At 40.3% G+C, this 13,851-nt stretch carries 13 protein-coding genes; 1 reads left to right on the top strand and 12 read right to left on the bottom strand.

The annotated features are described in order from the left end of the window. Positions 1 to 22: 22 nt before the first annotated feature. From ACFQ1M_RS17900 to ACFQ1M_RS17845, 12 genes are all read right to left on the bottom strand, one after another. On the bottom strand, positions 23 to 958 hold the full coding sequence (locus ACFQ1M_RS17900; protein ID WP_386411085.1) for a hypothetical protein: 936 nt from the start codon (positions 956 to 958) through the stop codon (positions 23 to 25). A gap of 1 nt (position 959) precedes the next feature. Next, on the bottom strand, positions 960 to 1,619 hold the full coding sequence (locus ACFQ1M_RS17895; protein WP_386411082.1) for an acetyltransferase: 660 nt from the start codon (positions 1,617 to 1,619) through the stop codon (positions 960 to 962). A gap of 11 nt (positions 1,620 to 1,630) precedes the next feature. Further along, positions 1,631 to 2,266 (bottom strand): class I SAM-dependent methyltransferase, encoded by a 636-nt coding sequence (locus tag ACFQ1M_RS17890; RefSeq protein WP_386411079.1) that lies wholly within the window; start codon positions 2,264 to 2,266, stop codon positions 1,631 to 1,633. Further along, positions 2,266 to 2,970, bottom strand: coding sequence for a WbqC family protein (locus ACFQ1M_RS17885; RefSeq protein ID WP_386411076.1), 705 nt, complete (start codon positions 2,968 to 2,970; stop codon positions 2,266 to 2,268). The genes ACFQ1M_RS17890 and ACFQ1M_RS17885 overlap by 1 nt, the downstream gene beginning before the upstream one ends. Next, complete coding sequence (locus ACFQ1M_RS17880) at positions 2,967 to 4,043, bottom strand: DegT/DnrJ/EryC1/StrS family aminotransferase (RefSeq protein WP_386411073.1); 1,077 nt, start codon at positions 4,041 to 4,043, stop codon at positions 2,967 to 2,969. The genes ACFQ1M_RS17885 and ACFQ1M_RS17880 overlap by 4 nt, the downstream gene beginning before the upstream one ends. Before the next feature lie 3 nt (positions 4,044 to 4,046). Then, positions 4,047 to 4,673, bottom strand: a complete 627-nt coding sequence (locus tag ACFQ1M_RS17875; protein WP_386411070.1) for a sulfotransferase — start codon at positions 4,671 to 4,673, stop codon at positions 4,047 to 4,049. Then, complete coding sequence (locus tag ACFQ1M_RS17870) at positions 4,666 to 5,460, bottom strand: sulfotransferase domain-containing protein (RefSeq protein ID WP_386411067.1); 795 nt, start codon at positions 5,458 to 5,460, stop codon at positions 4,666 to 4,668. Before ACFQ1M_RS17870 ends, ACFQ1M_RS17875 begins: the two co-directional genes overlap by 8 nt. Continuing rightward, complete coding sequence (locus tag ACFQ1M_RS17865; protein WP_386411063.1) at positions 5,457 to 6,722, bottom strand: ABC transporter ATP-binding protein; 1,266 nt, start codon at positions 6,720 to 6,722, stop codon at positions 5,457 to 5,459. The genes ACFQ1M_RS17870 and ACFQ1M_RS17865 overlap by 4 nt, the downstream gene beginning before the upstream one ends. A gap of 157 nt (positions 6,723 to 6,879) precedes the next feature. Then, on the bottom strand, positions 6,880 to 7,743 hold the full coding sequence (locus ACFQ1M_RS17860; RefSeq protein ID WP_386411061.1) for an ABC transporter permease: 864 nt from the start codon (positions 7,741 to 7,743) through the stop codon (positions 6,880 to 6,882). Positions 7,744 to 7,772: 29 nt separating this feature from the next. After that, entirely contained in the window at positions 7,773 to 8,357 is a 585-nt protein-coding gene (locus ACFQ1M_RS17855; protein WP_386411058.1) for a sugar transferase, read from the bottom strand. 13 nt (positions 8,358 to 8,370) lie between these two features. After that, positions 8,371 to 10,839, bottom strand: a complete 2,469-nt coding sequence (locus tag ACFQ1M_RS17850) for a polysaccharide biosynthesis tyrosine autokinase (RefSeq protein WP_386411055.1) — start codon at positions 10,837 to 10,839, stop codon at positions 8,371 to 8,373. A 31-nt stretch (positions 10,840 to 10,870) separates the two neighbouring features. Next, positions 10,871 to 11,614: a polysaccharide biosynthesis/export family protein gene (locus ACFQ1M_RS17845; RefSeq protein ID WP_386411052.1), complete on the bottom strand. Its 744-nt coding sequence runs from the start codon at positions 11,612 to 11,614 to the stop codon at positions 10,871 to 10,873. A gap of 194 nt (positions 11,615 to 11,808) precedes the next feature. On the opposite strand from ACFQ1M_RS17845, the gene ACFQ1M_RS17840 reads away from it, so the two are divergent. Then, entirely contained in the window at positions 11,809 to 13,662 is a 1,854-nt protein-coding gene (locus ACFQ1M_RS17840; protein ID WP_386411049.1) for an ABC-F family ATP-binding cassette domain-containing protein, read from the top strand. Positions 13,663 to 13,851: the final 189 nt, after the last annotated feature.

Here is a 13,851-nt window from a genome sequence, read left to right as displayed (position 1 = left end):
TCTTCTTCTCTTGAAAATTAACTTAGCTATTGTTCAAGATTGCATATCCAAACCCGGATTGCCCAAATCCATTTCCGTTGTAAAATAGCAGTTGTCCTTGATCTGTCGTTACCAAATTGGGATACGCAACCATTTGAGCATCCCACCCTTCGACACTTAATGGTATCACATTTGATGACATCCTATGCCAATCATATCCATTGATGCTTTCGGCATAACCGATCTTGTACGAATGCAAAGGGTTTTCTCTGTAGTCTTCTGCTCCCCGAACCGAAAACAGCATATGATATTTTCCATCCTTAAAAACAACTGTTGCGCTAGCGATACCTCCTTCATTCTCTAATAAGGGAATCGCTACTTTACCTGTAATTTTCCATTCTTTGGCATCTTTAGAAACCGCTATCTTAAGATCGTATAAAGGCTCTAACTTAGACCCTAGCTTTTTCCATCCTATACAACTTAAATAATATGCCACATACCTCTCATCAATTTGTATTACACAACAAGTTCCAGTAAAATAAGGTTCCTTTGCGGAACATCCGATTATAGGGCCTTGATATACTTTTTTGAAGGTTTTACCTCCATCAAAACTCTCTGCGAGGCCAATTGCATTGCTAAAAGGAACCGTTCCTCTTGTAGTCCATCCAATGTAATACAAATAGTGTCGATCGTCCATACTTAGAATGCTAGTTGGCATGATCCCAGAGTCGTCAAAACTACCAACGTCACCTAAAGGCAATATCGGCTCGGGATGCTTATAAACTACCTCTTTTGGGTTAATTGCTGATGTTTCTATATAACTTATATGACTTCTTCCATGTTCGTCCCTTGCCGAATAATATATGCGAAGCACATTATTACCAACAGCAGTTGCTACAGGGACTTGGGCATGCGTCTTATTCCACCAAAAATCTCCTGCACTATTATAGATGACACCTTTTTTTTTCCAGCTTTGCATCCTAAAAGACTTCGTGACTTATTTTCCCTTCTTTCAATTTTGCCGGGTTTCCTATGTATACTCCCCAAGGTTCTGTTCTTTTCGACGTTAAGCAAGCACCCATTGCCAATAGTGTTCCTTGCGATAAGGTACATCCATCTCTAATGGTAGCGTTTACACCAACGAAGCAATGCGATTCTATAATGCAATGCCCAGACATCACCACATGGGACGTGAAAAATACGTGATCTTTGATCACTCCGTGGTGTCCTATGTGGTTACCACTCCACAAGATCACATTATTACCTATACGGGTGAAGGGCTGGATGGTATTATCTTCGAGGATAAAGCAGTTTTCCCCTATTTCATTATCAAACAAGGTAGCTTTAGAGCTGATGTAAGAGATATAGTCGTACCCCTTTGCCTTACCTTCCAAATACACGCTCTCTCGTAATTGATTCATTTTAGTACCAATCATTGGTGCGAATAAGCTAAATTCAGTTGGCGGATATGCTCCTTCAAGGGTCTCAAAAGCAACAACTGGAAGTCCTTTAAAAGAATCTTCTTTTAAGTATTGCTCATGAACTGTAAAAGCTACCACTTCATGAGCGCTGTCATTTGATAAATAATAATGTGCTAGCTCAGCTAGATCGTTTGTACCAAATATGATTACTTTTCCCATTCTTGATTACATTATTTGTACAAATAAACTGTATATTCATATAGCCCATAGTCGTTTCTAAGCACAAAGTTTCTTGACAAATTCTCACAGATAAAATCAATTAACTTGTCTGTGGATACATGAAACAGGTCTTCTCGCTCCCAATCTACTGCTTTGGACATTACATTAAATGCAATCCCTTTGGTGGCCAAGGGGTAAATCGCAAGAAGCATTTTTGTGAAGAAATCCCACATTTCTTCAAAACTAAGGTCTTGTTTTTCGGTAAATACACCATTTAATATAAGGTAGTCGAAACTTGGGAAATCCTTAAGGTCATCCGCTAAAACGTCCAATTGATGAAAAGATATCCCAGGGAATTTTTTCTTACTAAGACTGATGAATTTCTCTGAAATATCGCTTCCGGTATATGCTATCTGATCGGTTCTGTCCGTATCCTTGATATATTGGTATAAGTGAGCAGCTCCACAACCAAAATCCAATACACTAACCTTTTTTTCTTTTTCTTTGATAACCTCTAACATCACCTCGTAACGTTTTAGGGCATCTTCCTCATTCGGCCAATCCACACCTTTATGAGAATCACCGTAGGCTTCTAAGCAGCGTTCATAGTGACTTGCTATGTTCTTATATTTTTTGCTCGTTCCCATTAGATTAACTGATAACTAGTGATGAGTTCATTTGTTTTTTCTTTTGAGTTAAACATTAACACATCAATAATTGAAAGCCAAGGCACAAAAGATTTCTTGTCCTGTGCGTACGATATTGCATTACTTTTTATAAACTGCAAATTAATGTTTTCTTTTAAAAAATCTTCTTTTGCATATAATGTCGTACCGCCGATAGCATTGTGATAATCGGTGGCCCCTTCTTTTTTTACAATCGCAATTAATCGTTCTTGTTTTTCTGCTCCCCTAGAATCTGAATGCGTTTCAGAACTAAACTTAAACGCTCTTTCTATGCCTAAATATTCTGTAATAAACATTACACTCTGAGCGGCCAACTCTCCAATGGAACCCTGCTCTGCTGCTTTAATAAATTGCTCCAATGAAGGGTAAAACTCTTCGAAATATGGGCTCTTTTTGTAGGCTTGTTCCAAGCGTTTTAAAAAAAGTTGTTTTTCTGCGATGCTAAAATTCGTAGCAATATCTTTGATCAGTTTATTTTGACTTGGTTTAACACAAGGTATTGTAAATAAATAAGACGTCCCATTTATAAGTATGTTGTTTCTATGAATCCAACCCTTTTTTACAAAATGAACATCATCATAGAACACAAAGGTATCTACCGAGTGCAGTAAATGAAAATATCCTATATAAGGAAAGAAGTAAGGTTGCATGATCGCAATCTTCATACGCTGTCTTTAATGATCTTGCAAATATGCCTTAGGTCATCTTGATCCATTCCATAATATAACGGAAGGCATACAATACGTTTAGAAATGGATTCTGAAATTGGCATTTCTTGATATGCCACATAGGGCAATTTGTTTAAAGATGGGTAAAAATATCTCCTTGGAACAATTGAATTGTCATTAAGCGCTTTAACGATATTGAGCAATCGGGTTTCGGTATCAAATACAATCGGAAAGTAAGCGCCGTTTTCTGAAACATGTTCTCTTGTTTTTGGAAACTGAATGGAGGCTATATCATCTAGATGCTCTTTGTAGAAGGCAATGCTGCTTAATCTATTTGACTTTATCTTTTCGAAATACGGTAATATAGCCAGCCCCAAAGCAGCTTGCAGCTCACTCATTTTAGCGTTTACTCCAATTCCGTAGAAGGACTCATGTCCTTTATGTCCAAAATTATGGTGATAGAAGAGCGCGTTGATTATCTCTGGGTCATTTGAAAATAAAGCTCCCCCTTCCCCTGTATGAAATACCTTAGTAGCATGAAAACTACAGGTACTAACATCTCCATAGTTAAAAACAGATCTTCCTTTGTACGTCACCCCAAAACAGTGTGCCGCATCATAGATCACTTTTAACCCATGGGTCTTAGCTATTTTTTCTATAGCCTCTACATTACATGGATTTCCGTACACATGCGTGGCTAAAATTGCCGAAGTATAGGGCGTAATAGCCTGCTCGATCTTCGTTTCGTCGATAGTCAAATATTCTGGATGGATATCAACAAAAATAGGTTTACATCCTTCCCATACAATACTGGAAGTAGTAGCCACATAACTAAAGGGCGTAGTAATGATTTCTCCTTTAAGCTCCAATGCCTTAATTGCAATTTGGATAGGCAAAGTACCATTTGTCATAGCTATTATGGGAGCTGTTTTGAGATAAGAAGCAATCTCTTTTTCTAGCCTAAGTACCAAGTCACCTCGATTGGTGATCCAATGTTTATCCCAAGCGTGTGAAAGAATCTTTTGATATTCTTCCATCGGGGGTAAAAATGTCTTAGTGACGTTCATCATAGGCTAGGTTTTATTTTCCCAAGGGAACTCTGTCAAGGAGGTTTTTACTCCTAAAAAATCACACAATTTTGCAAAATCTCCTTTTTTTGAAACGTTAATAATGAGAAGTTTATCTTCTCTCCCTGTAAAATATTCTTTTATCTTAGAATTGTGTTGTAAATAAAAGCTTTTAAGTTTTTCTTCATTATAAAGGTCATCATCACTGGTATTGTAAATATACTTATGCGCTTTGTATGCATATCCTGGATGCCTGTAAGATGCCGCCTGAAGCTCTTCTTTTGTAGGCACTTCATTTGTATTGGACCAAAGCTTAGCATGAAACCTTGTTAAAGATCTATACCATTGCTCGGCAGAATCGCGCTCAGTCAGTATGAACTTAGCTTTTGGAAAATGATTGTCCAGAGCTTCATAAGTATGTGGAAGTGAAAAAGGAATATCCTGAAAGGCGTTGGCCGATTTACAATAAGAGATAATTGGGATAAACTCTCTATCGTGCCACGCATCTATCAACAATTCTGCCTGTTCTTGGTTCCCTAAGGTGTATCCTAATTTTGTTAAAGTTACTCCAAGCGTAGTCGTTCCCGTTTTTCCGGTTCCAATACAAAATACTTTTTGCCTTCTATTAAACATAATACTCTCCAAACACTTTATACAAGAAAGCCTCTTTCTCCTTGATCAATTCGAGAAGAGGATCTGCAAAATAATCTCTTGTCGTTCTTCCGTTCTTCTCGGTAGTGTTTTTCTTTTCTTCGGTAAGAATAAACTCAATTTCTTTCTGCTTATAACCATTACTCAGTAAAAACCGATGCAATTCGTCATTTAAGTTCGCTTGATCTAAAAATGTTACATCAAACATGTCTTCCTTGTATTTCGAGGAATTGATATAGGCTTCGTCAATAGAACGCAACACCTCAAACGGTTCTTTGAAGTAGAATAAAATAAAGAAGCTCGAAAGCGGTCCTATTGGTAACTTTCGGTTAATTTCTGGATGCACTTCCAAGGGATTATGCTCTATTAATAAGTGCACATAATCTTCAAAACCAAGATTAGGGTAATTAGGAAATCGTTCTTTTATTTCACCCTCACTTATCCAAGGGGCCTTTTTCCAATCCATATATTCATAACTCGAAACAATCCTATCGAACAAGTCTCTCTTTACACTAACTATCTTTTTCTGCCTATGTTCTTCTGGAATCTGATAACAGATTCCATGTTCATCTTCAAGTCCCTTCCTAAAACTTGTGGTTCTTATATTTGGCAACTTTAGATTTACGAATTCAGGATCTTTAGACAACAACCTTCTTAGTGGACTTTTATGATGTACACGCGCATGGTGTATTTGGTGTAATACCGATCGAACAAACGTACTTCCCGTTTTTGGAAAGTTTATCATCACAAAATCATCAGTAATAATCATGGCTGCATCTTTATTATGGAAGTAGGACTTATTACACCAGCCGTCTTAATATATGCCTCACCTAATTTTTCTCCTCTCACTTCAAAGGTGATGATTTCATCCAACCGAAGTTTGGCCTGTCCAGCTCGATTCTCTACAAATCGTAGGGTAACACTATACAAGCCCGAATTAAGATTAGGACTAAGAATTTTCATTTCCAATTTTTGACGTAATCCTACTTCATTCTTTATAGGTGACGTTGAAGAAAGTCCCGTGCCTGTATTAAGCATAAGTAGGTCGCTCTCATTGGAAATTGCAGCCGCGACATCTACACGTTTAGAGGTAGGCTGCAACAGTGTGAATTCGACAGTGATATCGACATCATCTTCTATCCCGATATACTTCTTACCTTCATTAACAGTAACACTATGTACTGAAATGAAGTCATTCCCTAAGCTCTCAAATGACTTAACGTCTGAAATGTTCTCTCTGGCCAAACTTAAGTAATAGTCTACCGACTCATTCTGGGTTCCAGAAAAAGTGATCAATCCATTTTCCAAGACAAATCCACGTGTACATAGGTTGCGTACCGAATCCATATTATGACTTACGAATAAAACAGTCCGGCCTTGTCCAGAAGATATGTCTTTCATTTTACCTATGGCCTTTTTTTGAAACTCTATATCTCCAACGGCCAGGACTTCATCCACAATAAGAATATCTGGTTCTAAATGCGCGGCAACGGCAAAACCTAAGCGTACCATCATCCCAGAAGAATACCTTTTTACGGGAGTGTCGATATATCGTGTACAACCCGAAAAATCTACGATCTCATCGATCTTAGAAGCTATCTCCGCCTTGGTCATTCCGAGGATCGCACCATTCAGATAAATGTTCTCTCTGCCAGTGAGCTCTCCATGAAACCCTGTTCCTACCTCTAATAAAGAGGCTATTCTACCTTTGGACCGTATGATACCTGTGGTAGGGCCCGTAACTTTGGAAAGAATTTTTAGCAAGGTAGATTTTCCGGCACCATTCTTACCGATGATGCCCAATACCTCGCCCCGCTTTACTTCAAAATTGATATCCTTTAACGCCCAAACGTAGTCCGAATCTGCCGCTTCACTGCGATCATTTACATCCCCAACGGTCATGTACGGATCCTCTTTTCCGCGCACCAAATGCCACCATCTGTTAAGATCGTGGGCAATTGTACCGGTACCGACAAGTCCCAGACGATATTGTTTGGAAATGTTTTCGGCCTTTAATATGATATCATTCATTTAGTTTGGGGTATTTAGGCACATCCGCAAATGTAATAAATATTGTGAATACCTTATCGCTAAGGGCAAGTAGTTCTTAACTCGAAACTATTTGACATTTACCGCTTCCATAAGCATTGCATCAAGACTACCGGCCACTATTGGTCAAAGATCACCTTTAGACCGTGTCGATAAAGTTCTTTTCTGCCTTGTTAAAGATCATCAGCCCAAATAAAAAGACAAGGATGGACGCCAACAGGCTAAGTCCTAAAGCCACATAATTCAAATCTCCAGAACTAAAGATCATATACCGGAAACTCTCTATAACGATTGCCAATGGATTGTATTCGACCAACCAGGCATACTTTGGTATTTTCTCTCTGATCACCTGGATCGGATACATCACCGCAGACAAATACATCAACAACTGCGTTCCAAAGGTTATCAGATTATTGAGGTCGCGATACTTGGTGGTCATTGAGGAAAGGATCATCCCAAAGCCCAGACCAAACAAAGCCAAAATAACGATTAATAAAGGTAAAAGCAGTAGGTTCACAGACGGACGAATCTCCTTCCCGATAGATACATAGTAGATATAAAAGGAAACGATGATGAGCAGTTGTATGCCAAACTTCATCAGATTGGACATCACCTTAGATAATGGCACGATCACCCTAGGAAAATACACCTTGCTAAAAATACCTTGATTGGACCTAAAGGTGTTGCTAGAGTCGGTTAAACATACCTTAAAATAGTTCCAGATGGTGATCCCGGCCATGTTAAAGATAAGTGATGGCACTCCGGGGGTTTGAATATTGGCAACATTGTTAAAGATCAACGTAAAGATGACCGAGGTGAATAGCGGCTGAATAAAAAACCATAAAGGTCCCAAGATGGTCTGCTTGTACACAGTGACGATATCGCGTTTCACAAACAAGAACAAGAGATCGCGATATTGCCATATCTCTTTAAAATTCAATTCGAAGAGTCCACGTTTAGGCGTGATCTCAAACAACCATTTCTCTTCTGTAGTTTTGCTCATTCAAATCAATTCAATTCAAACTTCGTAATTCAAAAAATCGTTTTCCACATATAACCTACATCCTTCCAAAAGGACCATTCCTCTACATATTGTCTATTGATGGCCACTTTATCTGGCCAAATGACCGTATCATTATATAGTAGTGGGTCTTGCTGCATGGCGAGCAGATCTTCCTCTTCCTTATATTTTAAAGTGGCAGGACCGGTGATCCCTGGTCGTACCTCCAAGATCTTTCGGTCTTCGCCCACTAACTTATCTGCATACCCAGGTACATCTGGTCGTGGGCCCACAAAGCTCATGTCCCCTACTAGTATATTATAAAGTTGTGGCAGTTCATCCAATTTTGTGTTTCTCAACCATCGACCAAATCTTGTCACGTGATCGGACCATTCGTTCAAATCGTGAGGAGGATCTCCTAGCATGGTACGTAACTTATAAATGGTAAATACTTCACCCCTGTACCCTATACGCTCTTGTGAAAAAAGTCCAAAACGATTGGTACTTATCGTGGCCAAAACGATCAATAGACATAGCGGAATACAAAACAAGAGCAACAAAAAGAAACTTAGTGTTATATCGAACGCTCTTTTTAAAAGCTTTTGCCAACTAGACATCAAAATTTATTGATCATCTTCTCTTCACTTTTCTCACAATACGCTGCCAGAAGGTCTTTGGGCTATCTTCATGATAACCATTTCCGTAGGCCCCATATCCATAACCATAGCCATGTCCGTAGCCATAACCATAACCGTAGCCATAGCCATATTTGGCACGAGCTCTATAATCGTTGAGCACAAAGCTCACATCTTTGATCTCGCCTTTTTTATAACGCTCATTGATCGTGTTGAGCATTCCCTTTTTGGTGTAATCTTGTCGCACCAAATATAAAGAGGCATCGGCATATTTTACCAATTCGAAGGCATCTGCGACCAGGCCGAGTGGTGGCGTATCCAAAATGATATAGTCGTAGCGCTTCTTTAGCTCGTCCATGAATTCATCCATCTTGGGGTTGATGAGCAATTCGGCAGGGTTTGGCGGAATTGGCCCTGAAGTGATCACATCTAAAAACTCGCTCTGTGTAGATTGAATCACCTCGTCCAAGGACATTTGACCAATTAGGAAGTTTACGGCTCCTATATCATTACTAATGTCAAAATCTCCAAATATTTTAGGCTTTCGAAGATCCAATCCAACCAAAACCGTCTTTTTACCACTCAACGCAAATACCGAGGCCACATTGATAGAACAAAAGGTTTTACCTTCCCCACTTACCGAAGATGTGATCATTACGGTCTTCGTTCCCTTTTTATCGAGATTGCGGTAGAGATACTGCAAACTGGATCGCAAGGCCCTAAATGATTCAGCCACCGATGACTTTGGCTTTTCAAATACCGCGAGATTGTTCCTTGAGTTACTTCTACCGATGATTCCAAGAATGGGAACCGAAGAGATCTTCTCCAATCCTTCGGGGCCGTGAATGTTATTGTCTAGGAAAGTCAATAAAAACAGATAGAACAATGGCAACACCAAGCCTCCTAATCCAAAGAACAGATAGTTACGCTGCGTATTTGGTGAAATATGCGCTTGTCCTAGATCCCTCGCTTCATCGATGACCTTCACATCCGAAACATTGGCCGCTTTTACGACGCCAGCCTCGTTGCGCTTTGCCAATAGGGATCCGTATGAGGTCTGACTCAAGGTATAGCTACGCTGGATCTTAAAATACTCTTGCTCCTTCTCTGGCAAGCTATTGAACTCTAAGTTAGCACGACTTCTACGTTGCTGCAAATTTTTCAATAAAACATCTAGGGACCCTCTCTCTGATTTGATACTCTCAAAAAGTACATTCTTTAAAGCGTCGATCTCCTTATCGAGCGTTTCAAAATAAAGCTCGTTCTGCACTTGCGACGCAATCTCGGAGCGTTCAATGGACTTCGCCACAATAGCCGCGACACTCGAAGTGATACTCGCACTGTTGATACCAGAAGAAGCTGGTGCAGGTAAATCCGAATAATCGTTGCTCTGCAATAGATATCGCTCCAATTGATCGAGATAGGCCTTTTTGATCATGATCCCATTCTCCTCGTCTTCCAACTCATTTAAGCGACGATATACCACAGAACCCTCACTCCCAGGATCGATGACCTTATTCTCGCGCCTAAAGTCGCTAATGCGCTGCTCATCCTGCTTTAAGGAGTCATTGACCGAGTTTAGCTGTTGGTCGATAAAGCGAATCGTATTGATGGCATATTGATTCTTTTTATTCAGTTGGTTAGTGCTTAAGATCCCTACCGTCGCATTTAGGTAATCGGCCAAGATGGCCCTATTCGTGCCTATGAGACTTAACTCTAGCATGGAAGCCCCCTGTTTCTTGAGATTCACCTTTACCTGTTGATATTTGGAGATCTCCTCATTGATCCCTGTGAACTTCAAAAAGTACTCGTCACCTGGGTTTATGATCAATCCCGCGCGCCTTTCCAAAACCATGTCTAGAAATGGTGTTTCGATGCTATCCCCTATCTTATAGGTTTGCTTAAAGCCACTGCTTGGAAAGCTGATCTTGGAGATCTTATTAAGCGTGTAGATAATTACCTGCGCTTCTCCGTTTTCATTTCCGTCTATGGAAAGCTCGAAACTGTTCTCATCTTTAAATTTAAGCCTTATGAGTCGATTATATATTTGATATGAGTTCTCGTTCAATTCCACTTTAAAGGGAGCATCGGTATGCACATCCTCCAATCGGAAATCTCCCTCTTTCATGTAATGGATATAGCTCTGAATGGCGCGCACCACTTCCTCATTGTGCGTTCGGGATGTAAGTATGGTCCTTGTCGTTTCTACCTTGTCACTAGCACCTCCCCAGTTAAATACCAGGTTCATACTGGATGTGAAAAATGGGTTCTGCTCCTCCTTGATGGAGATCAGCGTCGACAGCTCATAGTACCGAACAGATCTTTTGTTGATATAATAGGCAATTCCAAGGGCAATGAGCAAGCACAAAAGCGTTAACCACCAATAACCGATCACCCGAGAAAAGAAAGCTCGGATATCGAAAAAATTCTGCGGTTGTGATATATCAAAATCGTTTTCTATCATAGTATTTTAAAAAGATGTGGGGCATCTCTTTTTAATTTAGGTTTCGTATTAGTAAGACCGTACTGGTGATCACCGATACCACCGAAAAAATGGTCGTAAAGGTTTGCAATCCCGTTGTACCAGTTCCTATCAATTTCTGTGGCAACGCATCAACAACGATGATGTCATTTGGCTGAATATAAAAGTACTCCGAGTCCAAAGCAGTTATTTGGGTAAGGTCGATCCGATGCACTTTGCGTTTACCATCTGGATATTGCCTAAAGATCCGAACGTCTCGTTTATCACCGGTGATAGGGATCTCGCTTGCCGCTGCCATGGCCTCAAGGATGTTCACCTTTTCTTGATCGATACTTTTGGTACCGGGATTATTTACCTCTCCCAACACCGTAAATCTCAAACCGGCAAGGGATACTCTTACATATAATTGTGAATTTGGCGTTAGGTATTCAGCAAGTAAGCGTTGCTCTACCTCCATTCTGATCTCTTCCGTCGTGTATCCTAAGACATTGACATCGCCTAAAATTGGCATTCGTATATTTCCATGTCTATTTACCGGGTAGTTAGAACCGGCAACATTACCAAGTGCTCCAGGAGTGGCGTTAAAGATGGCCACCAATTCCTGATTCAAGGTTTTGATATTTATCTTAAGAATATCATTGACCTGCACCTTATAAGGATCGTCCTTTTTCAGCATATTATTCACCGTCAATTCTTCATCGGTACCCTGCAAGTATGAGTATTGTTTTCTGGTAATGCAAGAACTTACTGTAAGCATTAGACACAGTAGATAAAGGATTTGGCGACCCATAGTAACTTTTTAGTTTAGCAGCAAATATATACTTTCGATGCGAATAATGAAACCAACCTGTTTAAATTAACGAACACCACCTCCCAAAAACAGAAGGTCCATCGATGAAAATGGTACTCGAAATTTGATTTTTGTTTCCTTAGATTTGCAAAAAATATATCTTGAATTACCTTTCAGTAGAAAATATCTCTAAATCATACGGTGAACGTGTTTTGTTCCAAAATATTTCCTTCGGAATCAATAAGGATCAAAAAATCGCCTTTATTGCCAAGAATGGGACTGGCAAAACCTCCATTCTCAATATTCTATCTGGTGATGACGAACCAGATACGGGGCAGATCATCACCCGTAAAGGCATACGGATCTCGTTTTTGTCTCAAGACCCAAAGTTAGACGGCAGTCTTACCGTGGAGCAAACGATCTTTGCTAGCGACAGCGAAGTGCTAAAGATCATTGAACAGTATGAAAAAGTACTTAAAGACCCTGATGACACCGCCGCTTATCAAAGGGCTTTCGAGGCGATGGATGCGAACAATGCATGGGATTTTGAGACCCTTTACAAACAAATTCTCTACAAACTAAAGCTGGACAACTTAGATCAAAAAGTGTCGAACCTCTCTGGTGGCCAAAAGAAACGCCTCGCCTTGGCCCATGCACTTATCAATAAGCCCGATCTGCTGATCTTGGACGAGCCCACGAATCACTTGGATCTAGAGATGATAGAATGGTTGGAGCACTACTTCGCCAAAGAAAACATTACCTTATTCATGGTAACACATGATCGCTTTTTCTTAGAACGCGTTTGCAATGAGATCGTCGAATTGGAGAATGGCCAACTATATAGCTACAAAGGCAATTACAGCTATTATCTAGAGAAAAAAGAAGCGAGAATAGCTTCCGAACAAGCTTCAGTAGATAAAGCTCAAAATCTATTCAAAAAGGAATTGGATTGGATGCGGAGGCAGCCAAAGGCACGCACCACCAAATCGAAATCACGTATCGATGATTTCTACATGATCAAAGAGAAGGCCCACCAAAGGCGCAAAGATCATCAAGTGCAGTTAGAGATCAATATGGAACGTCTTGGAAGTAAGATCGTAGAGCTTCATAATGTCTCTAAGAGGTTTGGTGAACGAGTACTGCTCAACAAATTTGACTATACATTTAAAAAAGGGGAGCGCATTGGTATCATCGGAAAGAATGGGACCGGCAAAACCACCTTTCTCAACATGCTTACCGGCGCTTTGAGTCCGGATGGAGGCAAAATAGTCGTAGGCGATACCGTAAAGTTTGGATATTACACCCAAAAAGGCATCAAAATTAAACCAGAACAAAAGGTGATCGATGTCATTCGCGAGTTTGGCGATCACATCCCGCTCAAAAAGGGACGTACTATCTCTGCGGCGCAGTTATTAGAACGCTTCCTTTTCGATCGCAAAAAACAATATGACTTTGTAGAAAAGCTGAGTGGAGGCGAACGAAAGCGATTATATCTGTGCACAGTGCTCATTCAAAACCCTAATTTTTTGATCTTGGACGAGCCAACGAACGATTTGGACATCATTACCCTCAACGTATTGGAGTCTTTTTTGTTGGATTATCCAGGATGCCTCTTGGTGGTTTCACACGACCGCTATTTTATGGATAAGATCGTAGATCATCTCTTCGTATTTAGAGGTGAGGGTGTTGTTGAAGATTTTCCTGGAAATTATTCAGACTTCAGAATATACGAAGACAGCGCAGCACCAAAAGAAAAGGTTGTTGAGAAAAAAGAAAAACAAAGTTGGCGGCAGGACGAAAGCCCAAAACTAAGCTATAACGAGCAAAAGGAATTCAAACGCTTGGAAAAGGACATTGCAAAACTCGGCGAGGAGAAAGTACAAATAGAATTGCGATTTGCAGAAGGTGCGGTTGAAGACGTTGATGAAGAATCAAGGAAACTGCAAGAGGTCCTTTCACAAATAGAGGAGAAAGAAGAACGTTGGTTGGAATTGTCTATGAAGATGGAAGGATGAATATTGAAGGCTGTCAGTCCGAGTGTCCCGAGACTTCGGGATGTATCGAGAACTGGTTTTAGGTGTAAGGCGATAGTTGAAGGTTGTCAGTTCGAGTGCCGACCAACGGGAGGTGTATCGAGAACTGGTTGAAGGCTGTCAGTTCGAGTGTCCCGAGACTTCGGGATGTACCTGCCTGCCGGCAGGCAG

Source organism: Sungkyunkwania multivorans (assembly GCF_042675645.1).
In the GTDB taxonomy this organism is placed as follows: domain Bacteria; phylum Bacteroidota; class Bacteroidia; order Flavobacteriales; family Flavobacteriaceae; genus Sungkyunkwania; species Sungkyunkwania multivorans.
The sequence above is the reverse complement of the archived record's forward strand: the minus strand, read 5'-3'. Positions and strand labels throughout refer to the sequence as shown.